This is a genomic window from Pseudalkalibacillus hwajinpoensis, assembly GCF_015234585.1.
Classification (GTDB): Bacteria; Bacillota; Bacilli; order Bacillales; family Guptibacillaceae; genus Guptibacillus; species Guptibacillus hwajinpoensis_B.
The window spans coordinates 1,484,937-1,510,682 of the sequence record NZ_JADFCM010000001.1 but is presented as its reverse complement, the minus strand read 5'-3'; the positions used below and the strand labels follow the sequence as shown (position 1 = coordinate 1,510,682).

Here is a 25,746-nt window from a genome sequence, read left to right as displayed (position 1 = left end):
ATTAAATCAAGAGGCGCTATAACCTTTCAAACATTTTACACTCTGGATTAAAAAATGGAATAAATCGCTGCGCCAACCCCAAGGCCTGCAATAATGACTCCTGTGAGGATGGAAAGAAAAGCATATTTAAAACGAATCGCAAATAAAGCAGCAGCGACACATGCGCTATATGCCCCAGTCGTCGGAAGCGGGACAGCGGTAAAAAGAATAAGCCCGATTGCACCGTACTTATCGACATTTTTACTTTTGCTTATCGTTCTATGATAAAGCCAGTCATAAAATCGTTTATACCAGCCAAATCTCATTAGCCAATTGCTTAACGGCTGAAAAAGAAGAAGCAATGGAATAATCGGTAACACATTTCCTAAAAGACTAAGTGAGAACGCCTTTAAAAATGAAAAATCAAAGGTATACGCGAGAGGTAATCCACCCCTCAGCTCTAATATTGGAAGCGCTGAAACAATAACTACAATCACTTCATGAGGTAGAAAACCAAGGTTCTCTACGACAAATTGTTTAATTTCTTCTTTCATTGAAACACTCCTATATGCCTGTCATGCTTTGTCCCCTAATAAGCATATACATAGTGATAAAAAATATCTAGACTTTTCTACAATTTCGCAGGTGCATTCTGGATAGAAAGTAGGGTGAATATGTCAAAGCAAACCTTTCTTAGAGGGACTCTTTTTCTCATTCTCGCCGGGTTAATTACAAAGGTACTAGGCTTTATTAACCGTATAGTGATGGTTCGTGTGATGGGCGAAGAAGGTGTCGGTCTTTATATGATGGCTGTTCCTACACTAATTCTAACCATTACATTAACACGTATGGGACTCCCCGTTGCAATCTCAAAGATGGTCGCGGAAGCGGATGCCGAAGGAGATCGACAAAAGATTAAACGAATTTTAATTGTATCGCTCTCCATTACCACTGTCCTTAGTGTCATTTTTACGACAATTATGGTACTAGCTGCACCTTTCTTATCAAAAGAAGTTTTCACAGACGACCGTACCTTTTATCCTCTTATTGCTATCGCTCCAGTTGTATCGATTGTAGCTCTTTCCTCTGTGCTAAGAGGCTATTTTCAAGGATTACAAAATATGCGACCTTCTGCTTATTCCCAGGTAATCGAGCAAATTGTCCGCATTTGCCTTGTAGCGGTTCTAACAGGGGCTTTCCTTCCATACGGTGTGGAGTTTGCAGCTGCGGGCGCTATGATTTCCGTTGTTCTCGGAGAACTTGCTTCCTTACTATTTATGTTCTCGATGTTCAAAATGAAGAAGCGCATTAAAATTCGAAGCGGTTTTTTCAATTATTTAAAAGGCGGGAGGGAAACATTTAACAGCTTAATGAAAATTTCCCTTCCTACAACAGGAAGCCAGTTAATTGGTTCGTTATCTTATTTCTTTGAGCCAATCATGGTTGCCCGTAGTCTGGCGATGGCTGGTGTTGCGACAACGCTTGCCACCACACAATACGGGCATTTATCAGGCCTTGCCATCCCACTCCTTTTTCTGCCTACTTTTATTACGTATTCCTTACAAGTCTCACTCGTCCCCGCAATCAGTGAGGCTCACGCTCAGAAACAATACAAACAGATTCAGCATCGTCTCAGCCAGGCGATTCGACTATCCATGGTTGCAGGTGGCCTTTCAGTTGTTGTTACGTATATTTTTGCAGTTCCCTTAATGGATATCATGTATCAAGCACCTCATGTAGCTATCTATGTGCAAGTAATGGCTCCTTTCTTTTTCTTCTACTATTTTCAAGGACCACTTGCGGCCGCACTTCAAGCATTAGATTTAGCTAAAGCAGCGATGATCAATAGCTTCATCGGAGCAGGCGTAAAGCTCACCGCAATTTTCTTCCTAGCTTCAAGACCTGAACTCGGCATTATGGGGGCTGCTCTAGCGATTGTTATTGGGATATTACTTGTAACGCTTCTCCATTTTGCAACACTCGTAAAAGCGATTGGTTTCTCCATCATAGTGAGAGATTTATTGAAAGGGGTTGCGTCCATTATTGGTGCCGGAGTTGCTGGTCACTTTCTGTATGAGAACCTCGCTTCTTCATCATCAGATATACTCGGTACGTTTGTTGCTATTTGTGTAACATCAATTATTTATTGCATCCTCCTTCTATTACTTGGGTTAATTAATCGAAATGATCTTAGAAGAATCCCTCTTATCGGAAAATATGTGCATTAAATGAGGAGGAAAAAAAGAAGGTAACCGCTCTGGTTACCTTTTTTCATTCTTTAAATCAATAAAAAAGCTGCCATTCTTATGAAGAGAACAAAATGAGATACGTTTAATATCCTTATGACCCACTTTTCTTAATTCCTGACGAAGCCATAAAGCTGTTTTTCCAATTCGTTCAAGATGTTCCTCCTGTACTTTCCCGTCGAGAATGAGAGGGAGTGGCATCAATGTCTCTGGGTGTTCCTTCTTATTATCTTCCTCTTTTCTAATGACAGATAGCTTTCCAGAAGGCTCAAGGATGGCGAATTCCACGTCCGAAACAGAAGCAACGTTATTTTCTCTCAGTTGAATAAGCAAATCATCAAAGTTATACCGTTGTTTTTTCATTTCGATCTCATCAATTCGACCACGATCAATTAAAACAGACGGCTTTCCATCTACAATTTCTCTAACCTTCTCACTTTTTAATGAAATATAAGCCATAATCATTTGAATAAGTACTAGAATGACCATTGGAACAATTGTATTTATCATTGGCGTTTGAGGGTCTTCAATTGACATAACGGCAAGCTCAGCAATCATAATGGAGACAACAAAATCAAGAATGCTTAACTGACCAATTTCTCGTTTTCCCATGACTCGAAAAACAAAAATGATGACAAAATATAAAACAAGTGTCCTCATTATGACTGTCATAAATTCCATCCCTGAATCCCTCCTTCCAGTCTTGTTTTGATTAGTGTAACCATGTTTCAGCTCAGCATGAGGGAATGTATTGGAAAAACGGATTTTTACATTTCATTAAAATTACGTGTGAACCAAATATAGGATGATCTTAGCCCAAATAAAAAAAAGCTTCCCTCAATAGTAGGGAAGCAAGTAGCGGAAATAAATGTAGATTGTACTAATGGCAAGTGAAACACAAACAACAGGTATTCCGATTTTCAAAAATTCAATAAAGCGAACTTCTTGTTTATCTTTCAGCGCTAGACCTGCTACTACTACGTTTGCTGAAGCACCGATTAACGTGCCGTTCCCCCCAAGACATGAGCCTAAGGCAAGCGACCACCACAATGGATCAAGGTTTGTCATTCCATAACCCGAAAATTCCGTAATGACAGGAATCATCGCTGCTACAAATGGAATATTATCTAAAAAGGCTGAGAGAAAACCAGATCCCCATAAAATCACAAGCGATGTTTTAGGCAAATCGCCGTCCGTGTATAAGAGAATACTTCTCGCCACTTCATCAATAATCCCTACTTCCTCTAATCCACCGATTAAAATGAACAATCCAATAAAGAAGAACAGGGTCACCCATTCAATTGACTCGAAAACCTCTTCAATCTTGTGTTCATTTTGTGTGATGAGTAATAAGAGGACCGCTCCTGCCATCGCAATGTTAGTTAGCTCTGTATGTAAAATAGGATGTAGCAGAAAGCCTGAAATCGTCATTAGCAGAACGATCGATGATTTATAAAGAAGAGGTCCTCTCTTTAAATAATCATCTGCATTAATTCGAAGCAACGTCTGTCGATGGTCGTCGTCTACAGTCAATCCCTTTCGATATAAAAATAAAAGACCTGTCATGATCACGGCATAAATGACAACAACTACCGGTGCCAGATTATATAGAAAATCATTAAAGTCTAAATGATCAACAGCCTGCCCGATCATGATGTTCGGCGGATCACCAATCAATGTTGCTGTTCCACCTATATTAGAAGATAAAATAACAGTTACTAAAAAGGGCATGCTCGTAATTTTAAGTATCCTTGTCAAGGTAAGAGTAATTGGTACGAGAAGAAGAACAGTCGTCACATTATCTAACAAAGCTGATCCAATTGCAGTCAATGTCCCTATTACAGCAAGTAGCGGCAGCGGTTTTCCTTGTACCTGTTGCGCAAGTTTGATGGCAATATATTCAAACAAACCATTCTGACTTGTAATGGAGACAAGAATCATCATTGAAAACAATAATGCAATCGTATTCCAATCAACGTGGTTCATGAAAGCAGAATCGGTGGTTGTAATTCCTGAAAGTAGCATGAGAAGACCACCGCCACAGGCAACGATCGCACGATTAATTTTCTCAGTTAATATGCCGACGTAAGCAAGAACAAATATGATGAGCGCGATGATCATTTCCAATCCATGCTGCCCCTTCCCTGTCCCGTTTCTAACATCGTATGACGAGCTGTTCGATTTCATGAATAGACTTCTATTTCCTTCTCAAACGAATAGAATGTACAAACTATCTCGTTTAAGGAGGAAGACAATGAGATCGAAACATGCAGTCTCAAGTATGGGCTCAGGGCTATTAGCAATAATCGTGATTGTTCTTGCAACTAGCGTGCTTTTTTCTTTAATTCTTCGTTTCACATCTGTATCAGAAAACGGACTGAGCCCGTTCATTATTGTTGCTACCGTTATTGCATTTTTTATAGGTGGATTTATTTCAGGTGGGAAAGGAGGAGAACGCGGTTGGCTACTAGGAGGAGGAACAGCCATTATGTACGTCATTCTCCTCTTTCTCATTCAGTATCTGGGTTACAGAATAAACATGAATCTTGAACAATTGCTTTACCATGCTGGTTATGGTCTGATTTGCATTCTAGGAGGAATCATGGGGGTAAATGTTAGAGGCGGAAATCATCGAGAGGCTTAGACGAACAAAGAGCGCCCTCTGATGAGGACGCTCTTTATTATGTTACTTGCTGTTTTCAGTGATTGATTCGCGGATAGCCGCTCGGTCAAACACCATTTTTGTACCGTCTGTAGTACGGATTGTAATTGTACCTTCATCCATTGCATCAATGATGCCGTGCATACCACCGATCGTTACAACTTTATTTCCTTTTTCTAAGCTTGCTTGCATTTCTTTCGTTTTCTTTTGACGCTTCTGTTGCGGGCGAATCAAAAGGAAATAGAAAATCGCAAACATTAGTAGAAGCGGGACTATATTCATTAACGTAGAACCCATATTCATTTCACCCCTTTCCAGCAATCATACAATCTATGGATTAAAAGTTTTTCGCATTTGGTTTATTAAACCCATATTGTTCAAAAAACTCATCCTTAAAGTCCAGGAGACGATCATCCATAATCGCCTGCCTAACTTGCTTCATCAAGTTTAACAGAAAATAGAGATTATGGTAAGTCGTTAATCTAAAGCCAAATGTTTCATTGGATTTTACAAGATGACGAATATACGCCCTCGAATAATTGCGGCAGACATGACAATCACAATTCTCGTCAAGCGGACGGAAATCACGTGCATATTTTGCATTTCGAACGACTAGACGACCATTGCTAGTCATTAGTGTTCCATTTCGCGCGATACGAGTAGGAAGAACACAATCAAACATATCCACGCCTCGAATAGCTCCGTCAATAAGAGAATCTGGTGAACCAACCCCCATTAAATAACGAGGTTTCTGAGTTGGAAGGTGAGGCGTCGTAAACTCGAGCACGCGATTCATCACGTCTTTCGGTTCACCTACTGAAAGGCCTCCAATAGCATAGCCCGGGAAATCAAGTGAAACAAGATCCTCAGCACTTTGTTTTCTTAACTCTTCATACTCTCCACCTTGAACAATTCCAAACAACCCCTGGATGTCTTTTCGTTCATGAGCTGTCAGGCATCGTTCAGCCCAGCGACTCGTACGCTCAACAGAACTTTTCATGTAATCAAATTCTGCTGGGTATGGAGGACACTCATCGAATGCCATCATAATATCAGAACCGAGTGCATTTTGGATTTCCATTGCGCCTTCTGGAGATAAGAATAACTTCTCACCGCTCATGTGATTCCGAAAATGAACGCCTTTTTCCTCAATCTGTCTCAGGTCACTTAAGCTAAAGACCTGAAATCCTCCAGAATCAGTAAGAATCGGCTGATCCCAGTTCATAAATTTATGAAGGCCCCCAGCTTCTTTGACAATATCATGACCAGGACGAAGCCAAAGATGATACGTGTTACTAAGGATAACGCCAGCGCCCATTTCTTTTAGTTCTTCTGGACTCATCGTTTTCACTGTCGCAAGTGTTCCAACAGGCATAAACATCGGTGTATCAAACGTACCATGTGGCGTGTGCAACTTTCCAAGACGTGCCCCACTTTGTTTACACGTTTTTATTAATTCATAGCGAATTGGTTCTGTCATTCTTTCGTACTCCCTTCCAAAATCAACATTGCATCACCAAAACTGAAGAAGCGATACTCTTCCTCAACAGCCGTGCGATAAGCAGAAAGCACAAAATCTCTTCCCGCAAGGGCACTCACGAGCATGATCAATGTTGACTGAGGCAGGTGAAAGTTTGTAATCAGCCCATCGATTGCTTTAAAAGTATAACCCGGATAAATAAAAATGTCGGTCCAACCAGAAGCTTCTTCAAATTGTCCATCATGTGCTGATGCCACGGTTTCAAGTGTTCTCGTTGAAGTAGTACCGACAGAAATGATTCGGCCTCCCGATTCCCTTACACTGTTCAACAGTTCAGCCGTGCCCTTTGTCAGTTGATAAAATTCCCCGTGCATTTCATGTTCAAGAATATTATCGACGGAAACTGGTCGGAAAGTGCCAAGACCCACATGAAGTGTGATAAATGCGACATGAACGCCTTTATCTTCAAGACGCTGAAGCATTTCTTCTGTGAAGTGGAGGCCAGCAGTTGGTGCTGCTGCTGATCCTCTATGCTTAGCAAAAACGGTTTGATATCGTTCTTGATCATCGAGCGTTTCAGTAATATAAGGTGGAAGAGGCATTTCGCCAAGCTGATCAAGAATTTCATAGAAAACGCCTTCGTATTGAAACTCTAATACACGTCCGCCATGTTCAAGTGACTCTTTGCATACGGCTGTTAGACGTCCATCGCCAAATGAAATCACAGTGCCTGGCTTAACTCGCTTAGCCGGTTTAACAAGAGTCTCCCATTGATCCTCTTCCATTTGCTTAAGAAGCAGCACTTCAATTTTAGCTCCTGTTTCTTCTTTTGATCCATACAATCTAGCTGGCATGACTCGTGTATCATTCAACACAAGACAATCACCGGGATTTATGTAATCCTCTAAATTGGAGAATTCGCGATGCTGAAGCTTTTGCTTTAATGGATCTAATACCATCAATCTGGACTTTGTCCGTTCCTTTAACGGCGTTTGAGCAATTAACCGTTCTGGAAGTTCAAAATCAAAATCATTTACGTTCATTTTATTCACCACTGTTTCTAGAAAGTGTTCAACTTTATTGATTTTACCACAGCTCTACCTGTTGGCGCACCCTTAAGGGGCAGTTCCCCTTCGACCATGTTGAAAATGGCGTTTGGAAAGCTGCCCCTTATCTGAACTTACCTATAATAAAAAAAAGTAAAGACAAGGCAATACTAACGACTATTGAGGTTACAATCGGGAAAAAAAACGTAGTGTTTCCTTTTTTGATTACGATGTCACCAGGTAATTTCCCAATAAAGGACCACAACACACCAATGGCCAAGAAGGCGATCCCTAAGATAATAAACAGTTTTGAAATTCCCATCGCTATTGAGGAATCTCCATACCAAAGTGATCGTATACCTGATGAGTAACCATTCGTCCACGAGGTGTACGCTGAAGAAATCCAATTTGAAGTAGATAGGGTTCATACACGTCTTCAATGGTATGACTTTCTTCACCAATCGTTGCTGCAATTGTATCTACTCCTACAGGACCTCCACGGAATTTCTCTATGATGGCTAATAGAAGCTTGTGATCGATATGATCAAGTCCAAGAGGATCGACTTGCATCATCTCAAGAGCCTGAGAAGCAAGTGAGTGCGAAATGACGCCATCCCCTTTCACCTGTGCAAAATCCCTTACACGTTTTAGCAAGCGATTGGCAATTCTAGGTGTCCCTCGCGATCTTCGGGCAAGTTCAACAGCAGCAGCGTGGTCCATTTCAACATCGAAAATGTCAGCTGTTCTCATTAAAATAGTTTGAAGTTCATCTTCAAGATAATACTCTAATCTACTCAGTACGCCGAAACGATCTCGTAAAGGCGCCGTTAATAGTCCAGCCCTTGTCGTAGCGCCTACTAGGGTGAACGGTGGCAGATCCAAACGAACAGATCTTGCCGTTTCGCCTTTTCCTATTACAATATCTAGACAGTAGTCTTCCATCGCAGGATAAAGAACTTCTTCAACACTTCGAGGTAGTCGATGTATTTCATCGATAAATAAAACATCCCCAGGTTCAAGGGCGGTTAATATAGCTGCAAGATCACCAGGTCTTTCAATCGCAGGACCTGATGTTGTACGCAAATTCACTTCCATCTCGTTTGCAATAATGGCTGAGAGAGTCGTTTTACCTAGACCAGGAGGGCCGTACAACAGCACATGATCTAAGGGCTCTTCACGCATTTTAGCCGCTTCAATAAACACTTCAAGATTTCGCTTTACCTTTTCTTGTCCAATATATTGACTTAATCGCTGAGGACGGAGGCTATATTCTACGGATGAGTCGTCACCGACCTGCTCTCCTGATAGAATTCGATCTTCCACTTTACTCCCTCCTTATTGCTTCAGCATAAGCTGAAGGGCTTTTTTAATATACTGATCTGTCGTTAGCGTTTCTTCAACTAGCTTTGGTTTAATCTTCTTAATTTCTCGTTCAGCATACCCAAGAGCTTTCAATGCTTCTAGCGCTTCTTCTAGCTCATGAGCACCCTCTTCTTGAACTTCATCCACTGCAAACAATCCCTCAGTGGGAGCGCCAAAGCCTTTAAGCTTACCTTTTAGATCTAGAATAATTTGTCTGGCAGTTTTCTTACCAACGCCAGGAAACTTTGTTAGAAATTTCTCATCTTCCATTTCAATGGCACTCACAACTTTATCAGGTTCACCAGTCGCTAAAATGGCCACAGCTCCCTTAGGACCGATACCGGAAACATTTAGAAGCTTCTCAAACAAAAGTCGCTCTTCCCGTGTTGGAAATCCATAAAGGGCAATGAGATCTTCTCTAACGTAATGATGCGTAAAAATTTGAATCGATTGATTACGGAACTTCTGAAATTCAAAAGGATTCCCACAATAAATTTTATATCCTATCGCATTCGACTCTACAACAATGTATTCTGTATCAATATATTCAACCGTGCCTTTAATATATTCTATCAAAGCTACTCTCTCCCCTGTACATACGAACATGTATTTCTATCTCTCCATTCTACCATAAAAAGATGAAAAGCGGAGACGAGCGTTTAGAAACGGAGATAAGCGTCTAAATCAAAAGAAGAACCTGCCCTTACTGGACAGGTTCTTCTTTTTTAATTTTAGAAAAAGACTGGATGACGTCTTCAAACTGATACCATGACTCTACTGGAATTCCTTCCATAAGCTGCTCTCTTCTTTGACTTTCTAGCTTTCCTACATCAATTTGAAAAAATGTTTGAATGACTTTCTCTTCTGCCGGAATTCCATCAAATATCGTAAGAATGCCATCCTCTGTTAATCCAAAATGTCCATTTTGTTTACTCGCAGGCGAAATATCTTCTAGATTCCGTTCAAATATCATTCGTCCTACTTCCTGATCTACAAGTTGCCAATCAGCGTATTGACTCCAAAAGTCTTCCATTGCCCATATGGTTTCATATACAGATTGGTTCGTTGAAACACCGTCCGCATAATTTGTTCTCAATACAACTTCAACAACTAGTGGTCCTTTTTCTTGAGTTTTGGTTCCTGTAACCGGTGATATGCCATCTCCTTCATAAGCCACGGCCGATGTTCCTCCAAGAACAAGAAGTACACCTAATAGAAGGAGTGGATAAAGGCTTTTCATATGTTTCCAACACCTTTCTTCCATTTTCAAGAAGTTCATGCCGTTAGCGTTTCCATTTTATTGAGGAATATGCATCAAAAAAAGCTACAGAAAAACTGTAGCTCACAATTGATCATAAACATCATCATTTATTTCAGCATTATGATAAACATCTTGCACATCATCGTTATCTTCAAGCATATCAATTAGCTTTAACATATGAAGCCCATCTTCATCTTCTAGTGGAGCATACGTTTCTGGAATCATCGTGACTTCAGTGGAAGAGAAACTTAATCCGCTCGCTTGTAATTGGTGCTTTACATCTTGGAATTCCTGGGGATCGGTATAAATCTCATAAGCATCCTCATTTGTTTCCATTTCTTCAGCCCCGGCTTCAATAACCTGAAGCATCAATTCATCTCCATCAAGATCATTTTCGGAACGATCGATCACAAGGAGACCTTTTCGGTTAAATAAGAATGAAACACAGCCATTTTCGCCCATATTCCCTTTATTTTTACTAAAAGCATGACGCACATCTGCTGCAGCTCGATTTTTATTATCGGTAAGTAGTTGAACCATAATGGCGGCACCACCAGGGCCATACCCTTCGTACGTCACGTTTTCATATTGAACACCGTCTAAATCCCCTGTAGCTTTCTTAATTGCTCGATCAATGTTTTCGTTAGGCATATTTGATGATTTCGCCTTGTCCACAGCAAGCCTTAATGAGGGATTCGTTTCCGGATCGCCCCCTCCTTGCTTGGCAGCTACAAAGATTTCCTTAGCTAGCTTCATAAATACTTTTCCACGTTTAGCATCTTGAGCGTTTTTTCTACGCTGTATATTTTTCCATTTGGAATGTCCTGCCATCTAAGAGAACTCCTTTCAAATGAACTGATTTCCCAACTATATCATAGGACTCAAGTCTCCGAAAAGAGTTATGCATATGTAGTCGAGCAGGCTACTGCCCGCTCGTTATTTTTGTTATTTATTGTTTTCAAATGGACGTTTTGCAGCATTTCCAATATCATCTAATATGGCATTCACATCTGCCTGTACCTCTTCAAAACCATCTCCATCTTCGAGACGGTTATTAACATCGCCCATTCGACCAAACACATTTTCATCTGTTGAGATTGACACGTTCTTTTGCTTTGTTACTTTTGCTACCTCGCTGCGAACCTTGTCTTTAACATCTGCATCGTTTTGGTCGTTTGTATCAACGGCAATCATAATTTGATCACCATATACGATAACTCGAGCATCATCCACGTTCTTAAGCTTATTGATTCGTTTAGCTAGTCGTGTAGAAAGCTCATTATCATAACCTGAATAATTGTTATCTGTACGCATATATCCAGGGCCATTCATGCCATTTCGCTTATCGATTTGCTTTTTGTCAGGGGCCTTAACTCCGTTCGAATAGTCACGATCAATCATATCCGTTACTGCACCTTCACGGTAATCACCGTTATTATCTTCACTTGTGTAGTAACCAATTGGACGTGCTGAGTCGTTATAACGCGTATCCATCGCCTCATTATCAGCTGTACAGCCGATCAAACCACCTGCGAGCATCATCGTTGAAAGCGTCAAGACTGTTTTCTTCATATTTAAAACCTCCTTTCACCTTTAGAATGTGAGGAGGCTTATCATTTTAATCTGTTAGTTCTAGGTAACAGAGGGACCTACTTCAGAATCGAGTTGATAAACCGTGATCTAAGGTCGTTTTGTTGTGCCATTTTAACTAATAGGGCACTTCTTCCATTTGGATTCATCAACCATTCTCGGTAGAAATCGGCAGGATAGGCTAGAAGCCTACACAACAAAGGGTTCTCCAAGCAATGTCGAACAGTCGGGATATGAGATCGTGACCATTCATCCAGTGACCAGTTACAGTGAGGCAGCATTCGATTTATTAACTGCAAAAAGTCATATTCATGAGGGGCATAGTTCGCAAGGTCACCATCAATCAATAATAATGTATCCGTACGAAAGATAAAATTATGATGTGCGGGGTCGCCGTGAACAATGCATTTATCACGGAGAGCATTTCGTTCCAATTCTTCGATCGCTGTCATACCCGAAATGACTTCTTCCCCTACAGAAATATAATACTGAATGAATTGTTTTTCATTTGCAGATATTAGAGAAGATCCTACTTCATTCTTGAAGCGAATTAAACGGTTCGTCCACTTACGAGTAAGTGATACGGGAAAAATATCTTTACTGACTAATCCTATACTTTCTTGATGAAAGTGTGCTACTTTCTCAATCGCTAAAAGCCGATCTTCTTTCAATGAGTAATTGAGCGTTCGGCCCTTCATTGTTTTCATACAGGCAAAATATAGTCCCCCGTCCTCCTTAAGCCAATCGCCATCTGGAAATGGAATGAAAGTAATAAAAGAATCTGAACAGTGATGTGAGAGGTGTATTTGCTTTCTTAACGATTCCTTTTTTACAGATCCTTTCAAATAAACCGATACCCCAGTAATCAATCTGCCCTTCCAAACAAATGAATTAACACGTTCTAAATGAAGAAAAAAAGGACGTACCCTTTCCAGGATACCGTCCTCTTTTTCCTTAGCGTGATTCTGCATAGCTACTTTCCATGCCCATGTAATCATCCATCATTGGCGCTTTATTCGCTCCCTGAACAAATCCCGGATTAGCATATTGCGGCATTTGGTGATAGGGTGATACGTTCGGATTCCCACCACATCCACAGTCGTGCTGTTGATAAGGTGATACCATTGGCTGATTCGGGTAACCCGGAGGCATCATCATGCCTGCTACGTTCTCATTTGGATAGCCATAAGCTCCCATTACAGCTTCAGGATATTCTTCATTTCCTTTATGGCCATAAGGTGATGGCATACCATTCCCATTCATTGAAGCACCTGCGACGTTTGGGTAGCCCATATTCATTTGCGGATAACCGGAAGCTGCACCTGCTACAGCACCTGGGTATCCACCATTGTTCCCTTTGTGCCCGTAACCTTCATACGCACCTGCTACGTTTTGATTTGGATAACCCTGGTTCCCATCATATTGCATGCCACCTACTGAGCCTGGGTAACCTCCATTGTTATCTTTGTGCCCATAACCTTCATACGCACCCGCTACGTTTTGATTTGGATAACCCTGGTTCCCATCATATTGCATGCCACCTACTGAACCTGGATAACCACCATTATTTCCTTTGTGACCATAACCTTCATACGCACCCGCTACGTTTTGATTTGGATAACCCTGGTTCCCATCATATTGCATGCCACCTACTGAACCTGGATAACCACCATTATTTCCTTTGTGACCATAACCTTCATACGCACCCGCTACGTTTTGATTTGGGTAACCCTGATTCCCATCATATTGCATGCCACCTATTGAGCCTGGATAGCCTGACATTTGTTGATTGGCTTTATGACCGTAGCTTGCTCCTGCTACATCTGAGCTTTCTTCGCCCATTCCATAATTATTTTTATTAGCCCCACCGACAGAACTCTTATTTCCATATTGATATGCGCCTGCTACATTCTGATTAGGATAGCCGTCACCTTGATTATACGCGCCTGCTACATTCCCAGAAGGCGCACCGAAATTCGGCTGACCATACCCTTCATAAGCCCCAGCTACTTCAGAGCTTTCCTCTCCTTTATGGCCATAATTATTCATTTCTGCTCCAGCAACTGAACCTGGATAGCCACCTTTATTTCCATAGCCTTGATACATCCCAGCCACTTCTCCTGGAGAGCCATTTTGATTACTTTTGTTCCCATAACCATCATATACACCAGCAATATTCTGGTTGTTTGGGAAGCCCATATGCGCTCCGCCTATAGAAGTTGGATACCCCGGGTAACCTCCATTGTATTCTTTGTTCGCATAATTCGTTGCACCCGCTACATTATTAGGATAGCCCTGGTTCATTGGCGGTGGGGGCATTTCCATTGATGAGGATTCAAATTCGCTCAGCACTTCTTCGTCATTCATTGGATAGAATAAATTTTCTGCTTTCTTCGCTTTCTCAACAGGTTTCTTCGCAGCTGCCTTTTTCTCTTCTACTTTCTTCTCAGCCTTCTTTTCAACAGGCTTCATTTTCTTTTCAGGCTTTATTTCTTTTGGCTTAACCTTTTTAGGCTTCTCTTCTTGAGGCATCATGTTCATATTCATGTTCATGTTCATATTCAATTCATTGTTGATCGGCATTGTCATTGAAGGCTTCTCTTTCGGCTTCATCATTGGCTTTTCTTTTTTCTTAGGCATTTCTTTTTTCATTTCTTTAATCGGCATTTCCTTCTTCTTTACCGGAACACCGCCAGATGGTATTTTCACTTTCATACCAGGCATAATCATATTAGGATTGTTAAGCTGTGAATTAACAGCTTTTAGTTGTTCAAAATCAACACCATATTTTTTAGCGATTTTCCACAAAGTATCGCCTTTTTGAACGACATGTATTTTCAAGCTAAAAAACTCCCTCCTGTAATCAGTACAATGAAATTCAGTACAGTGTATGCGTGACTGGGCAGATTGCTACCTTTTTTAAAGGATAAGATCATCACATTAATATGCAGGAGCAAGTGTAGCTATGTATAGTGTCTCTCTCTTCAATAAAAAAAGGAATCAAACATCATGTCTGATTCCTTATCCATCATGCTCGATCAAGCATTCGATTCAATGCTTTAATTGCGTAGAAGGATGTTTCTTGATCAACGATTATTTGATTCGTTTTCTTTCCACTTTGTACTTCCTCAAGCGCCCAAAGAAGGTGGGGCATATCGATTCGATTCATTGTAAGACAAGGACACATATTTGGGTTTAAAGAAACAATTCTTTTATCTGGATGCTGTTGAATGATCCGATTCACAAGATTCATTTCTGTTCCGATTGCCCATTTCGTACCTGGCTCTGCTTCCTCAATGGTTTCAATAATCATTTTAGTAGATCCTGATAAGTCAGAACGTTTAACAACGTCAATACTGCATTCTGGATGAACAATGACGGACATATCAGGATCATTCTCTCGAATTTGTGCGATGTTTTGAACTGTAAACTTTTCATGGACGGAACAATGACCTTTCCAAAGAATCACCTTAATTGCATCATAATCTCCCTCATATTCAAGCGTATCCGTTATTGGATCCCACACTGCCATCGCTTCAAGTGGAATACCAAGGTCGTAAGCTGTATTCCGCCCAAGATGCTGATCAGGTAAAAATAGGATGCGTTCTTTTTGAGTAAAACCCCACTCAACCATTGCTACAGCATTTGAAGATGTAACAGTTGCCCCTCCGTTTCTTCCAACAAATCCTTTAATAGCTGCCGTTGAATTTACATAAGTTAGGGGAAGAATGGTCTCTCCAAAAAGATTAATGAGATGGCTCCAAGCACGTTCAGTTTGATGAATATTCGCCATATCAGCCATCGAACATCCCGCTCGCATATCAGGTAAAATAACCGTTTGATCTTCTTCAGTTAAAATATCTGCTGTCTCGGCCATAAAATGAACACCACAAAAGACTATTGCTTCTGCCTTCTTATTCCGAGCGGCAAGCTGGGCAAGTTGAAGTGAATCTCCGGTATCATCTGCAAATTGAACGACTTCATCTTTTTGATAGTGATGGGCAGGTAAATACAAACGCTCCCCCATCTCTGCTTTAATCGCTGTGATTTTTTCTACCATCTCTTGATCTGATAGTTCTTTGTATCGATCAGGAAGTCCGTTCGATCGCTTCAACGCATCTAAAATACTCATTTCTCTTCCCCTTTCATTCGTAAGCTAATATCAAGGCTTTTAACAGAGTGTGTTAAGCAGCCGAGTGAAATAAACTGAACACCTGTATCACGATAAGTTGCAAGGTTCTTAAGCGTGATGCCCCAGAAGCTTCAGTTATAATGTGGTCAGGTACTAACTGCGCGTATGAAGCGACTTCTGTAGGAGAACAATTATCAAACATAATAATATCTGCTCCCACATTCACCGCTTGACGAACTTCTATTTCAGATGACGTCTCAACTTCAATTTTGGTCATATGCCCTAAGCGACCTTTCACATGTGCTACAGCCTGTTCGATACTACCAAACTGGGCAATGTGATTATCTTTTAACATTACCCCGCTATCAAGTGTCATTCGATGATTAAATCCTCCTCCACTCCTTACTGCATACTTCTCATACATTCTTAACCCAGGCGTCGTTTTGCGTGTATCACAGATCCGAATCGATGAATCCCCCAAAATTTCCACAGCATGAGAAGTCATCGTTGCAATACCGCTCATTCGCTGTATCATATTTAAAACAACCCGTTCTCCCGTTAATATTGTGCGAACATTTCCTTTAACAGAAGCAATTACTTCACCAGTTTGAACGTGATCGCCATCTTCGACGTAAACCTCGACACAAATATCCCGATCAAGAAGTTCAAACCCGGTCTCGATTACCTGATGCCCACAAAAAACGCCAGCCTCTTTCATTACAAATAGCGCCTCAGCTTGATCCTCTGAACGAAATAACAACTCACTTGATAAATCAACATTTCCAATGTCTTCAATAAAAAACTGTTCGAGATCTTTTTTGACTTTCAGCCCAATCATCGCAATATATCCCCCTGAGTATTCTTTTTTGCTTCCACTCTTGCTTCTGATCTGGATAATCTGCGCGATAATGCCCTCCTCTGCTTTCCTCACGAAGAAAAGCTGAAGTTGCCATTAACCACCCTACCTGAAACATATTGTATCGCTCGATTGACTGTATTTTTAAATCCTCAACTAGCCTCATTTCATCCAGCTGAAGCATTCTTAGCGAGTAAGCTAACCCATCACTTGTTCTCACCATTCCTACATGTTGTTCCATTATGTTTTTTAACTCATTTGTTGTTAACAAAGGTTCATGAAGTTGAAAATGTGAGCTCTCCAATTTACCTTCCGTAACGTTCCGTTTATTTTGAAGAATCCACTCCGACGCTTCACTAGCAAATACAATTCCCTCCAAAAGAGAATTGCTTGCAAGACGGTTAGCACCGTGTACACCTGTATGAGCGACCTCACCAAGAGCAAATAAACCTTCTATGGATGTTCTACCAACCTGGTCCGTCATTACTCCGCCCATAAGAAAATGGGCGCCTGGTTTCACGGGAATGATTCCCTCAGCTAATCTTACGCCATGACTTTTACACTGCTTAGCGATTGTTGGAAATCGTTCTTCAAACTGTGAAACCTTTGATATGTCAAGATATACAGTCGAAGCCTCTTGTTGAATCTCTCTCGCAACGACATCTCTTGGGGCGAGATCTAATTGGTCATGCTTACCTTCCATTAAACGCTTGCCTTCAGACGTTAATAAAATGCCGCCTTCTCCTCGGACAGCTTCTGAAATAAGGAACGATTGCTCGGTGTCTCCTGCATACATTGTAGGATGAAACTGCATAAATTCTAGGTCGGCTAGAACGGCTCCGGCACGATAAGCCATCGCAAGACCATCGCCCGTTATTGATAGTTCATTTGAAGTAACAGGATAAAGTTGCCCCGCTCCTCCGGTAGCGAGAATAGTGTACGCTGAATTAATAAGCATTCTTTCACCTTCTTGATTGATCGCTTCAGCTCCAATACACTGCCCATCTTTCATTGTTAAGTCAACGATTTGATGATGCTCAATGATCGTACACTTTCTTTGAACACGCTTCATTAGCGTTAAAACAATTTCTCTCCCCGTCGCATCTCCCCCAGAATGATAAATACGTGAAACACTATGAGCTCCTTCTTTACACCTTTTATACTTTCCATCAGCTTCTTGATCAAAATGAACTCCTAAGTTTATGAGCTGATCGATTTGATCTGGTCCTTTTCTGACCAAAAGTTCCGTTAGTTCTTCATTATTATGAAAAACCCCGGCACGAATCGTATCAAAAAAATGATTTGTCCAGCTGTCTTCATCAGCTGTAGCTGCGGCAATTCCTCCTTGTGCAAGCATTGAATTGCTTTGTCCAAACTTAGACTTTGTGATAACAGTCACATTCTTTTGCGCCGAAAGAAGTTCGGCCACCATCAATCCACTCACGCCACTTCCAATTACTAATACATCTGTTTTTAGCTGATTCATGAAATCCCTTCTCTCGCTGAACAATATGGAGATTACACCAAAGTAAATTAACATGTGTCTTGACACCTATATTTACATATATTTAAATAAATAACAAGACGGAATATAAGCGAGGAGATTAAAATGATTTATTTAGACTACGCAGCTTCAACACCGATGTCAGAAGCTGCAATTGAGGCATATACTCATGCCGCACAGCATTTCTATGCAAATACACAAAGTTCTCATGATGCTGGCACCGACGCTTCTCATTTACTAGAAGCTGCGCGTAGTTCAATCGCCTCTCACATAAATGGCGAACCATCAGGAGTTTATTTTACATCTGGTGGAACAGAATCAAATATACTTGCTCTTAGAAGTTTAGTAAAAATGTATGCTAAAGGACATTTGATTACTTGTGCTGCAGAGCATTCTTCCGTTTTGCATACATTCTCTCAGCTAGAACAGGAAGGATATGAGGTAACATATCTTTCTTATGATCATAATGGGCATGTATTACTTAGTGAATTGTTAAAGACTATTCGTGAAGACACGATTTTAGTATCGATCGCCTTTGGGAATAGTGAAATAGGAGCCGTTCAGTCAATGAAAGAAATCGGAGAAGAACTTGCGAAGCGTCACATTCTTTTCCATACAGATGCGGTACAGGCTTTCGGCAAAATCGCGATTAATGTCAAGGAGATGCATATCTCTGCATTATCCGTTTCATCCCATAAGGTATATGGACCAAAAGGTGTTGGCGCATGCTATATTGCACCGTCTTTAGCATGGAGGCAGAATTTACCCGGAACCGTTCATGAAAAAGGATTTCGTCCTGGTACCGTAAATGTTCCAGGCATTATGTCCTTTGCTGCAGCAGCAGAAGAAACGATTCATGCGTTGAACTCGAACCAAACAAAATATACAAACTTACGTGCCTACCTCGTGAATAAACTTACTCATCCGAATATTGTCATCGAGGGAGAAGAAGGACTACGACATATTATCGGACTTCGAATAAAAGGGCTGGAAGGACAATATGTCATGCTAGAGCTGAATCGCAAAGGAATTGCTATTTCAACTGGATCAGCCTGTTCAGTTGGCCAACAGCAGCCTTCAAAGACATTACGAGCAATGGGGAGATCGGATGATGAAGCTAGAGAGTTAATTCGTATAAGCTTTGGAAAAAGAACTACACAGAAAGAAATCGAGAAAATAGCAGACGTATTTCATGAAATCCTTACACGCACTTCCGTAACAAAGATATAATAAGGGTACACATCGTGGTCTTCGAAAGGGGTTTTCAATAGTGGGACAAGAAGGAGAAAAAATTCTGGGTGAGAACAGGAGGTTACTCATTCTTCAATGGCTGAAAGAGAGCGAAAAGCCTTTAACAGGAAGTGATTTATCAAAACGAACCAATGTCAGCAGACAAGTGATTGTCCAGGATATTTCTTTGTTAAAAGCAAGAAATGAACCGATTATCGCTACTTCCCAAGGATATGTCATGTTCTCTTCAGATCGGAAAGATACAAAGCAAGAACAAGTGATTGCATGCAAGCATTTACCAGAAGATACAAAGAATGAACTCTATACAATAGTTGATAACGGAGGGACTGTGAAAGACGTCACCGTTGAGCATCCTCTTTATGGACACTTAACAGCTTCACTTTACGTAGGAAATCGCTTTGAAGCAGATCAATTTCTTTCTAAGCTCTCTATGACAAATGCTTCTCTTTTGTCCGAGCTTACTTCTGGTGTTCATCTTCATACAATCGAAGCAAACTCTAAATCACAGCTTGAGGCTGTTATCAACGCATTAAAACACGAAGGGTTTCTATTAGAACAGGACTAATTCTAAAAACTTTATTTTCCAATAGAAAAGAACGGCTCAGATGCCGTTCCTTTTTATTGCATTCCTATCGCTATTTATTCGTTACAACAAAGCAGGGGTACTCTCCTAATACAGAAATACCAATACCAAGCGCTTGAATTTCTTCCATTACGCCTTTTAAGAGTACATCGCGGTTAGGACGTTCGACATCAATAATAAAGAAATAGTTACCAAGTCCTGTTTTCATTGGGCGAGACTCGATTTTCGTTAAATTGAGATTACGCCATGCAAATGCCGCAAGCACTTGATGGAGGGCTCCAGGATAATCTGAAGGAAGAATAATCTTGTAAGTGACGCGGTCTTCCCGAAATAGGTTAGTTCTCGGGAGCGGTTCAGCCGTTTGATGTAAAACAAGAAAGCGAGTATCATTATCTTCTGTATCATGTATGTCAGCCTGTGCAATGGTTAATCCGTATTTTTCTGCAGCAAGTTCATTACCAATTGCTGCCTCTTCGATCTTTCCGGTACTCTGCACATATTCCGCTGCAGCACTTGTAGACGCTGCATTACTAAGCTCAGCTTGAGCTAACTCCTTTTGTAGAAAAACATGGCATTGGGCTATCGCGTGCGGATGCGAAAGAACTCGAGTAATCTTTGTCCAATCGTTTTGATCAGGATGGATCAGTAAGTGCTGTCGAATTGGCAATACAAGCTCTCCTACGATTGGAAGTGAAACTTGCTGCGAAAGAAGATCAAGCGTCATATTAACGGAGCCTTCAATCGTATTCTCTAGAGGAACAACGCCATAGTCAACAGAACCATTTTCTACTGCTTCAAGGCATGCGCGAATCGTAGGAAAAGGTGTCCGATCCTCGTCTTGAAATAACGTTTTTGCTGCGATTTCTGTAAAAGTTCCTTCTGGTCCAAGAAAACCTATCTTCTTTTGATTATCCATTTTCTCCCCCTATGCTCCAGATCCAATAATTTCAGCATTGTTTACGGCTTCGATGTCTTTAATTTTCTCAAGTAAATTGCTTAAGCGTAAGTTTGTTTCACCAATTTCCATTGTTAAAATAACCGTAGCATAGCCCTGTAGGGGAATCGTCTGGTTAATCGTCAATAAATTGCAACCAAGTGAGGCTACTGTGCTAAGCACTCTAGAAAGTGCTCCTGAACGATCTTCCAAATGAACCGAGAGCGTTACGATCTGTTCAATGATCATCGTATGAAACGGTAAGATTGTGTCACGATATTTATAGAATGCACTCCGACTTACGCCAACTTCATCAATGGCTTCTCGAACTGATTCCACAGTGCCACTTTCAAGAAGAAGCTTGGCTTGCAGCGTTTTCAACATCGAATCAGATAGGACATCTTCCCGAACGAGATAAAAATTCTTATCGTCTTTGCTCATTCTTCCCCTCTCCTCTATCGCGGCCAGCTACGACCGATAATCGTCTACCATTTGCAGGTTTGCTATGTTCATGTAGCTCTATGTAAAAAAAGACCGCCCTTCCATGAGGACAGTCTTCTCCGTTTATCAGTCTACGAACTCAAATTCGAACTCCAGAATTCGAACCGCATCTCCATCCTCAGCTCCACGCTCTCTTAGCGCATCATCAATTCCCATGCTACGCATTTGTTGCGCGAACCTGCGAACATTGTCTTCTCGGTTAAAGTCTGTCATCTTGAATAGCTTTTCAATTCGTGGTCCGTTAACAACGAATGTTCCGTCGCTATCACGCGTTACAAAGAACTCAGGTGCACCTTTTTCGTGACGGTACATCACGCGAGTCTCTTCTTCCTTCTCTTCATCAAGAGGGAACTCAGGTGTTGTCTCAAGCTTGTCTGCAATTTCAAACAATACTTCCTGGACACCTTGTCGCGTTACAGCAGAAATCGGATAAATCGGGAAATCTTCCTCAAGCTTTTCCTTGAAAATTTCAAGATTTTCTTCAGAATCTGGAAGATCCATTTTATTAGCGACAATGATTTGCGGACGTTCCATTAGACGCATTTTATATTGCTTTAACTCATCATTGATCTTCAAGTAGTCTTCATAAGGGTCTCGCCCTTCCATACCAGACATATCAATGACGTGAACGATAACTCGTGTTCGTTCAATGTGTCGAAGGAACTGATGGCCAAGGCCAACACCTTCATGAGCGCCCTCAATTAATCCAGGTAAATCAGCCATAACGAAACTGCGTCCATCTTTTGTATCAACAACACCTAGATTTGGTGCAATCGTTGTAAAATGGTATGCTGCAATCTTGGGCTTCGCTGCTGATACTACGGATAGAAGCGTTGACTTACCTACACTAGGAAACCCAACAAGTCCAACATCAGCTAGAACCTTAAGCTCTAAAGTAACATCTTTTTCTTCCCCAGGTTCACCATTCTCTGAAAGCTCTGGTGCCGGGTTAGAAGGTGATGCAAAACGTGAATTCCCACGTCCGCCTCGACCGCCACGCGCTACAGTTGCACGTTGCCCGTGCTCAGTTAGATCCGCAATAACTTCTCCCGTTTCCGCATTAGATACAATTGTACCAGGTGGGACCTTTACAACCATATCTTCTGAATTACGGCCATGCTGATTCTTCGAGCGACCATGCTCACCTGTTTTGGCTTTAAAATGACGATTGTAACGGAAGTCCATAAGCGTACGAAGACCTTCTTCTACTTCGAAAATGACGCTTGCGCCTTTTCCTCCGTCGCCTCCTGCAGGACCGCCATCCGGTACATATTTCTCTCGACGGAAGGCTACCATACCATTTCCGCCATCGCCTGCTTTAACAAATACTTTGACCTGATCTACAAACATACTTTCACCTCATTTAATCAAAAACGTGCTAACTAGCTCCTGACCCGTTTGCTCTAATTCAATCAATTTAGCGCTTTTCACCTCAGGATTTTCGAACGCCAGCTTGAGCTTGTTTTGATCGGAAACTTCACCTTGAAAATCAAAAACAAGATGAATTTCTTCGTGGTACAACTGAAGCGTTAATAACAAGTGATGATCTGATGGAACTTTCACATAAGAATCAAGCACTGTTGTACATCGAGAGATTAACTCGATAAGATCCGCTTCATAAACGCAAATATCATACTCGTCTCCGATCACTTCAAAATCCAACTGAAATAAATGGTTACACCAGTTAAACGTTAATATATATTCTGCAAGTTTCGGAGCATTTAAATTCGATAATTTTGCTTCCTGTCTCGACTGGATAATAATTTCTTCGATAATTTCCTTTGCCCTGTCTACATGATCCAGTGCAAGGTTTCCCTTGATCAGCTGCAAACGATTTAACTAATCATGACGAGAATGGCGCAGAACGTCAAAGGTATTCCAATTTTTAGACATAATTGCACTCCCAATGCTCTAACCATTTCCTTCATTATAACAATAGATCTTTTCTGTATGTTACTTTGGATTAAAAGAAAACAATCTTACGCGAATTCATTGTGCATCGTCACTTATCCATCTCATTTTCTCCATTATATCAAAAAACTCTAACCGTTCGGTTAGAGTTTTTCTTAAGTTGCTTATGCTTCCTTAGCAACTGGATATACACTTACTTGTTTACGGTCACGTCCAAGACGCTCGAATTTCACGACGCCGTCGATTTTCGCATATAGAGTGTCGTCTCCACCGCGGCCAACGTTTGTACCAGGGTAGATCTTAGTTCCGCGTTGACGGAAAAGAATCGAACCGCCGGATACGAACTCGCCGTCTGCGCTCTTCGCGCCAAGACGCTTGGAGATTGAATCACGGCCGTTTTTTGTACTACCTACACCCTTTTTCGATGCGAAAAACTGTAGATTCATTTTCAACATATTGTCCCACCTCCTATGTGTGAGTAATTTGGATGTGCTTGCCATATTCCTCGGCAATAGCAGAAATGGATACTTCCATTCCTTGAAGGAGAAGTTGAACATTCTCATCTATACGTTGTTCCAGATGATCCGGAACAGTACAGCTGAGGTAGCCGCCTTCATCCTCCATATCAACTATGAGAGTTACATCGCAAAGGGATTCAATCGCATTCACCGTCCCAATCGACACAGCAGAAACACCTGCACAAACTAAATCATAGCCATAAGGGCCAGAATCAGCGTGTCCAGAAAGGGAAAATGAAAGGATGCGATTGTTAGAATCTCGCTTCAGCTTGAAACGTATCATCTTAGATATCCTTAAGCGTTAATTTTGTCGATAACTACTTTAGTGTAAGGTTGACGGTGTCCTTGCTTACGACGGTAGTTTTTCTTTGGCTTATATTTATAAACCGTGATTTTCTTACCTTTACCGTGCTTATCAACTTTACCAGTTACAGTAGCGCCATCTAGCATAGGAGAACCAACTTTAATGTCATCTCCACCTACCATTAGCACACGGTCAAAAGTAACCGTTTCACCAGCTTCAGTGTTTAGAAGCTCGATGTAGATTTCTTGACCTTCAGTAACCTTGATTTGTTTACCACCAGTTTCAATAATTGCGTACATACGTGCACCTCCTCTAATACTAAGACTCGCCATTGCAGGTGCTAGAAACTAGCTTAAAAACCTGTTCTTGAGCGGTTGTAGCTCTTTGGGTGCTTCCAAACGAACTAACCACTAAATCATACCACAGCTAAAATTGCCATGTCAATGCGATTAACGTGACTTATTTTACACAAACCGACTTAACGGAAGTCCGGACTTTTTTCGTTGCATCTCAAATAGTCCTAGCTTTGTAAATCCTCCAACTTTTAAGCGTTTATCTGTTTCTTCTTTGCTTTTCATTAACGCATGAAGGTTCTGTTGCTCTTCTTTCTCGACTCGTAAAAAATCGACGACAATCAATCCACTAATGTTGCGAAGTCGAAGCTGTTTCGCAATTTCGTCCACCGCTAATCGATTCACTTCGAAATGAGTTTCATTTTTCGTCCCAAGCTTTACTCCTCCAGTATCGACGTCAATAGCTGTCAATGCATGCGTTTCTTCAATATGAAGATTCGCTTTCCCCATTTTAATGGTTTTCTTCATATTCAGAATGGTATCTTCAAGCTTATCAAGCTTTTTTTTCTTCTCATTCAATTCCATCAGGGTCGCATTCTTTGATAAAAGCGGAAAAAACGAGCTAACCGCTTCGGAGGAATTTGCCGCTAAACTACTCACCCGATGAAGGGGATATAGTTTGCTCACTTCCTCCCCAAGGCCACTGTTTTTTTTCACCATACTAGGCGCTCGTTGTGTAGAGGATTGTTCGAGAATACGCAGCCATTCTTTACGATGAGACTGTAATTCCGCTAAAAGAGCTTCTTCCTTTATGTATCCTGCACTAGTTCTAAAGATAACACCTTCTTGCTCTATACAATATTTATCTGCAAATTGGAGTAGTTCTTCACGATTTGTAGTTAACTGCTTCGATACAGCTGAGTATCCTGCATAAGGCATGTAGACTAAGTGATCCAACGTCAGCTTAATTAGCTCTGTAACAATTGGGCCCTTCCGATCAACGCCTGGATGCTTTACTTGAACAAGAATAGCCTGTCCTTCTTGAACGCATTCAGAAACAGCCGGTAATGGTTCTCCAGCTGTCTTTTTCCCTTGCGCTAAAACAAATTCTTCTCCATTTAATAACCCGGGTTTTCCACTGCCTAGAGAGATAAAGGCGGCGTTTTTGCCATCTAATACGGAAGACACTTTTCCGAGAATAATATCTCCTTGAGAAGGCTTCCTATTCGTCAACGTTTCCGCCCATATATCTGTAAATTCATTATTTATTTCAATAGCTGCTGCCCGCCATTGATTTCTCTCAAGAACAATTAATCGCATAGCCGTTCTCCTT

28 protein-coding genes, 1 pseudogene and 1 other annotated feature are annotated in these 25,746 nt (G+C 41.1%); of the genes and pseudogenes, 4 read left to right on the top strand and 25 right to left on the bottom strand.

Annotated features, from left to right (window positions below; translation table 11 throughout):
- Positions 1 to 47 precede the first annotated feature (47 nt).
- Entirely contained in the window at positions 48 to 533 is a 486-nt protein-coding gene (locus IQ283_RS07265) for a COG2426 family protein (RefSeq protein ID WP_194219422.1), read from the bottom strand.
- Positions 534 to 653: 120 nt separating this feature from the next.
- On the opposite strand from IQ283_RS07265, the gene spoVB reads away from it, so the two are divergent.
- Positions 654 to 2,207, top strand: a complete 1,554-nt coding sequence (spoVB, locus tag IQ283_RS07260) for a stage V sporulation protein B (protein WP_194219421.1) — start codon at positions 654 to 656, stop codon at positions 2,205 to 2,207.
- 33 nt (positions 2,208 to 2,240) lie between these two features.
- Here the strand turns inward: spoVB and IQ283_RS07255 are convergent, their stop codons facing one another.
- Complete coding sequence (locus tag IQ283_RS07255; protein WP_194219420.1) at positions 2,241 to 2,906, bottom strand: YetF domain-containing protein; 666 nt, start codon at positions 2,904 to 2,906, stop codon at positions 2,241 to 2,243.
- A 156-nt stretch (positions 2,907 to 3,062) separates the two neighbouring features.
- Positions 3,063 to 4,412: an ArsB/NhaD family transporter gene (locus IQ283_RS07250; RefSeq protein ID WP_322098086.1), complete on the bottom strand. Its 1,350-nt coding sequence runs from the start codon at positions 4,410 to 4,412 to the stop codon at positions 3,063 to 3,065.
- Positions 4,413 to 4,479: 67 nt separating this feature from the next.
- On the opposite strand from IQ283_RS07250, the gene IQ283_RS07245 reads away from it, so the two are divergent.
- Positions 4,480 to 4,869: a TIGR04086 family membrane protein gene (locus IQ283_RS07245; RefSeq protein WP_194219419.1), complete on the top strand. Its 390-nt coding sequence runs from the start codon at positions 4,480 to 4,482 to the stop codon at positions 4,867 to 4,869.
- Between the two features lie 42 nt (positions 4,870 to 4,911).
- Here IQ283_RS07245 and yajC read toward each other — a convergent pair whose 3' ends face one another.
- From yajC to nadB, 14 genes and pseudogenes are all read right to left on the bottom strand, one after another.
- Positions 4,912 to 5,184, bottom strand: a complete 273-nt coding sequence (gene yajC, locus IQ283_RS07240) for a preprotein translocase subunit YajC (protein ID WP_194219645.1) — start codon at positions 5,182 to 5,184, stop codon at positions 4,912 to 4,914.
- A 40-nt stretch (positions 5,185 to 5,224) separates the two neighbouring features.
- Positions 5,225 to 6,367 carry a tRNA guanosine(34) transglycosylase Tgt gene (gene tgt, locus IQ283_RS07235; protein WP_194219418.1) on the bottom strand — a complete coding sequence of 381 codons (1,143 nt, stop codon included), beginning with the start codon at positions 6,365 to 6,367 and terminating at the stop codon, positions 5,225 to 5,227.
- Complete coding sequence (gene queA / locus IQ283_RS07230; RefSeq protein WP_194219417.1) at positions 6,364 to 7,410, bottom strand: tRNA preQ1(34) S-adenosylmethionine ribosyltransferase-isomerase QueA; 1,047 nt, start codon at positions 7,408 to 7,410, stop codon at positions 6,364 to 6,366. The genes tgt and queA overlap by 4 nt, the downstream gene beginning before the upstream one ends.
- A 127-nt stretch (positions 7,411 to 7,537) precedes the next feature.
- Positions 7,538 to 7,735 carry a DUF2905 domain-containing protein gene (locus IQ283_RS07225; protein WP_194219416.1) on the bottom strand — a complete coding sequence of 66 codons (198 nt, stop codon included), beginning with the start codon at positions 7,733 to 7,735 and terminating at the stop codon, positions 7,538 to 7,540.
- A gap of 2 nt (positions 7,736 to 7,737) precedes the next feature.
- Complete coding sequence (gene ruvB / locus IQ283_RS07220) at positions 7,738 to 8,736, bottom strand: Holliday junction branch migration DNA helicase RuvB (protein ID WP_194219415.1); 999 nt, start codon at positions 8,734 to 8,736, stop codon at positions 7,738 to 7,740.
- A 12-nt stretch (positions 8,737 to 8,748) separates the two neighbouring features.
- Positions 8,749 to 9,351 carry a Holliday junction branch migration protein RuvA gene (gene ruvA / locus IQ283_RS07215; RefSeq protein ID WP_194219414.1) on the bottom strand — a complete coding sequence of 201 codons (603 nt, stop codon included), beginning with the start codon at positions 9,349 to 9,351 and terminating at the stop codon, positions 8,749 to 8,751.
- Positions 9,352 to 9,478: 127 nt separating this feature from the next.
- Positions 9,479 to 10,015, bottom strand: coding sequence for a BofC C-terminal domain-containing protein (locus IQ283_RS07210; protein WP_194219413.1), 537 nt, complete (start codon positions 10,013 to 10,015; stop codon positions 9,479 to 9,481).
- Between the two features lie 102 nt (positions 10,016 to 10,117).
- Positions 10,118 to 10,867: a YebC/PmpR family DNA-binding transcriptional regulator gene (locus tag IQ283_RS07205; RefSeq protein WP_194219412.1), complete on the bottom strand. Its 750-nt coding sequence runs from the start codon at positions 10,865 to 10,867 to the stop codon at positions 10,118 to 10,120.
- Between the two features lie 114 nt (positions 10,868 to 10,981).
- Positions 10,982 to 11,608 carry a YhcN/YlaJ family sporulation lipoprotein gene (locus tag IQ283_RS07200; protein WP_194219411.1) on the bottom strand — a complete coding sequence of 209 codons (627 nt, stop codon included), beginning with the start codon at positions 11,606 to 11,608 and terminating at the stop codon, positions 10,982 to 10,984.
- Between the two features lie 77 nt (positions 11,609 to 11,685).
- Complete coding sequence (locus IQ283_RS07195) at positions 11,686 to 12,597, bottom strand: phosphotransferase (RefSeq protein ID WP_194219410.1); 912 nt, start codon at positions 12,595 to 12,597, stop codon at positions 11,686 to 11,688.
- Positions 12,581 to 14,467 carry a SafA/ExsA family spore coat assembly protein gene (safA, locus tag IQ283_RS07190; protein WP_194219409.1) on the bottom strand — a complete coding sequence of 629 codons (1,887 nt, stop codon included), beginning with the start codon at positions 14,465 to 14,467 and terminating at the stop codon, positions 12,581 to 12,583. Before safA ends, IQ283_RS07195 begins: the two co-directional genes overlap by 17 nt.
- A gap of 187 nt (positions 14,468 to 14,654) precedes the next feature.
- Positions 14,655 to 15,758 (bottom strand): quinolinate synthase NadA, encoded by a 1,104-nt coding sequence (gene nadA, locus IQ283_RS07185; RefSeq protein WP_194219408.1) that lies wholly within the window; start codon positions 15,756 to 15,758, stop codon positions 14,655 to 14,657.
- A pseudogene (gene nadC, locus IQ283_RS07180) lies at positions 15,755 to 16,596 on the bottom strand (carboxylating nicotinate-nucleotide diphosphorylase). Before nadC ends, nadA begins: the two are co-directional and overlap by 4 nt.
- Entirely contained in the window at positions 16,550 to 18,100 is a 1,551-nt protein-coding gene (gene nadB, locus IQ283_RS07175) for an L-aspartate oxidase (protein ID WP_194219407.1), read from the bottom strand. The pseudogene nadC and the gene nadB overlap by 47 nt, the downstream one beginning before the upstream one ends.
- Positions 18,101 to 18,223: 123 nt before the next feature.
- Here nadB and IQ283_RS07170 point away from each other — a divergent pair, with 123 nt between their 5' ends.
- Together IQ283_RS07170 and IQ283_RS07165 are read left to right on the top strand one after the other, a co-directional pair.
- Positions 18,224 to 19,348 carry an IscS subfamily cysteine desulfurase gene (locus tag IQ283_RS07170; protein ID WP_194219406.1) on the top strand — a complete coding sequence of 375 codons (1,125 nt, stop codon included), beginning with the start codon at positions 18,224 to 18,226 and terminating at the stop codon, positions 19,346 to 19,348.
- A 40-nt stretch (positions 19,349 to 19,388) separates the two neighbouring features.
- Positions 19,389 to 19,934 carry a transcription repressor NadR gene (locus IQ283_RS07165; RefSeq protein WP_370314245.1) on the top strand — a complete coding sequence of 182 codons (546 nt, stop codon included), beginning with the start codon at positions 19,389 to 19,391 and terminating at the stop codon, positions 19,932 to 19,934.
- A gap of 70 nt (positions 19,935 to 20,004) precedes the next feature.
- Here the strand turns inward: IQ283_RS07165 and pheA are convergent, their stop codons facing one another.
- The 8 genes from pheA to IQ283_RS07125 all read right to left on the bottom strand — a co-directional run bounded on the left by pheA (position 20,005) and on the right by IQ283_RS07125 (position 25,733).
- Positions 20,005 to 20,868 carry a prephenate dehydratase gene (gene pheA, locus IQ283_RS07160; RefSeq protein WP_194219405.1) on the bottom strand — a complete coding sequence of 288 codons (864 nt, stop codon included), beginning with the start codon at positions 20,866 to 20,868 and terminating at the stop codon, positions 20,005 to 20,007.
- Between the two features lie 9 nt (positions 20,869 to 20,877).
- A complete protein-coding gene (locus IQ283_RS07155; protein ID WP_194219404.1) occupies positions 20,878 to 21,327 on the bottom strand; it encodes an ACT domain-containing protein in 450 nt (149 codons plus the stop codon).
- A gap of 126 nt (positions 21,328 to 21,453) precedes the next feature.
- Positions 21,454 to 22,737, bottom strand: coding sequence for a GTPase ObgE (gene obgE / locus IQ283_RS07150; RefSeq protein ID WP_194219403.1), 1,284 nt, complete (start codon positions 22,735 to 22,737; stop codon positions 21,454 to 21,456).
- 9 nt (positions 22,738 to 22,746) lie between these two features.
- Entirely contained in the window at positions 22,747 to 23,217 is a 471-nt protein-coding gene (locus tag IQ283_RS07145; RefSeq protein ID WP_194219643.1) for a Spo0B C-terminal domain-containing protein, read from the bottom strand.
- A 245-nt stretch (positions 23,218 to 23,462) separates the two neighbouring features.
- Positions 23,463 to 23,753 carry a 50S ribosomal protein L27 gene (rpmA, locus tag IQ283_RS07140; protein ID WP_098444403.1) on the bottom strand — a complete coding sequence of 97 codons (291 nt, stop codon included), beginning with the start codon at positions 23,751 to 23,753 and terminating at the stop codon, positions 23,463 to 23,465.
- Between the two features lie 13 nt (positions 23,754 to 23,766).
- Positions 23,767 to 24,099, bottom strand: a complete 333-nt coding sequence (locus IQ283_RS07135; RefSeq protein WP_194219402.1) for a ribosomal-processing cysteine protease Prp — start codon at positions 24,097 to 24,099, stop codon at positions 23,767 to 23,769.
- A gap of 11 nt (positions 24,100 to 24,110) precedes the next feature.
- Positions 24,111 to 24,419: a 50S ribosomal protein L21 gene (gene rplU, locus IQ283_RS07130; RefSeq protein ID WP_048312605.1), complete on the bottom strand. Its 309-nt coding sequence runs from the start codon at positions 24,417 to 24,419 to the stop codon at positions 24,111 to 24,113.
- Positions 24,420 to 24,431: 12 nt separating this feature from the next.
- Positions 24,432 to 24,506: a sequence feature (ribosomal protein L21 leader region), on the bottom strand.
- 78 nt (positions 24,507 to 24,584) lie between these two features.
- A complete protein-coding gene (locus tag IQ283_RS07125) occupies positions 24,585 to 25,733 on the bottom strand; it encodes a ribonuclease E/G (RefSeq protein ID WP_194219401.1) in 1,149 nt (382 codons plus the stop codon).
- Between the last annotated feature and the right edge of the window lie 13 nt (positions 25,734 to 25,746).

Coding starts and splice junctions, on each gene's coding strand:
- IQ283_RS07265 (WP_194219422.1), bottom strand. CDS start 533: ATGAAAGAAGAAATTAAACAATTTGTCGTAGAGAACCTTGGTTTTCTA.
- spoVB (WP_194219421.1), top strand. CDS start 654: ATGTCAAAGCAAACCTTTCTTAGAGGGACTCTTTTTCTCATTCTCGCC.
- IQ283_RS07255 (WP_194219420.1), bottom strand. CDS start 2,906: ATGGAATTTATGACAGTCATAATGAGGACACTTGTTTTATATTTTGTC.
- IQ283_RS07250 (WP_322098086.1), bottom strand. CDS start 4,412: ATGAAATCGAACAGCTCGTCATACGATGTTAGAAACGGGACAGGGAAG.
- IQ283_RS07245 (WP_194219419.1), top strand. CDS start 4,480: ATGAGATCGAAACATGCAGTCTCAAGTATGGGCTCAGGGCTATTAGCA.
- yajC (WP_194219645.1), bottom strand. CDS start 5,184: ATGGGTTCTACGTTAATGAATATAGTCCCGCTTCTACTAATGTTTGCG.
- tgt (WP_194219418.1), bottom strand. CDS start 6,367: ATGACAGAACCAATTCGCTATGAATTAATAAAAACGTGTAAACAAAGT.
- queA (WP_194219417.1), bottom strand. CDS start 7,410: ATGAACGTAAATGATTTTGATTTTGAACTTCCAGAACGGTTAATTGCT.
- IQ283_RS07225 (WP_194219416.1), bottom strand. CDS start 7,735: ATGGGAATTTCAAAACTGTTTATTATCTTAGGGATCGCCTTCTTGGCC.
- IQ283_RS07210 (WP_194219413.1), bottom strand. CDS start 10,015: ATGAAAAGCCTTTATCCACTCCTTCTATTAGGTGTACTTCTTGTTCTT.
- IQ283_RS07205 (WP_194219412.1), bottom strand. CDS start 10,867: ATGGCAGGACATTCCAAATGGAAAAATATACAGCGTAGAAAAAACGCT.
- IQ283_RS07200 (WP_194219411.1), bottom strand. CDS start 11,608: ATGAAGAAAACAGTCTTGACGCTTTCAACGATGATGCTCGCAGGTGGT.
- IQ283_RS07195 (WP_194219410.1), bottom strand. CDS start 12,597: ATGCAGAATCACGCTAAGGAAAAAGAGGACGGTATCCTGGAAAGGGTA.
- nadA (WP_194219408.1), bottom strand. CDS start 15,758: ATGAGTATTTTAGATGCGTTGAAGCGATCGAACGGACTTCCTGATCGA.
- nadB (WP_194219407.1), bottom strand. CDS start 18,100: ATGAATCAGCTAAAAACAGATGTATTAGTAATTGGAAGTGGCGTGAGT.
- IQ283_RS07170 (WP_194219406.1), top strand. CDS start 18,224: ATGATTTATTTAGACTACGCAGCTTCAACACCGATGTCAGAAGCTGCA.
- pheA (WP_194219405.1), bottom strand. CDS start 20,868: ATGGATAATCAAAAGAAGATAGGTTTTCTTGGACCAGAAGGAACTTTT.
- IQ283_RS07155 (WP_194219404.1), bottom strand. CDS start 21,327: ATGAGCAAAGACGATAAGAATTTTTATCTCGTTCGGGAAGATGTCCTA.
- obgE (WP_194219403.1), bottom strand. CDS start 22,737: ATGTTTGTAGATCAGGTCAAAGTATTTGTTAAAGCAGGCGATGGCGGA.
- rpmA (WP_098444403.1), bottom strand. CDS start 23,753: ATGTTGAAAATGAATCTACAGTTTTTCGCATCGAAAAAGGGTGTAGGT.
- IQ283_RS07135 (WP_194219402.1), bottom strand. CDS start 24,099: ATGATACGTTTCAAGCTGAAGCGAGATTCTAACAATCGCATCCTTTCA.
- rplU (WP_048312605.1), bottom strand. CDS start 24,419: ATGTACGCAATTATTGAAACTGGTGGTAAACAAATCAAGGTTACTGAA.
- IQ283_RS07125 (WP_194219401.1), bottom strand. CDS start 25,733: ATGCGATTAATTGTTCTTGAGAGAAATCAATGGCGGGCAGCAGCTATT.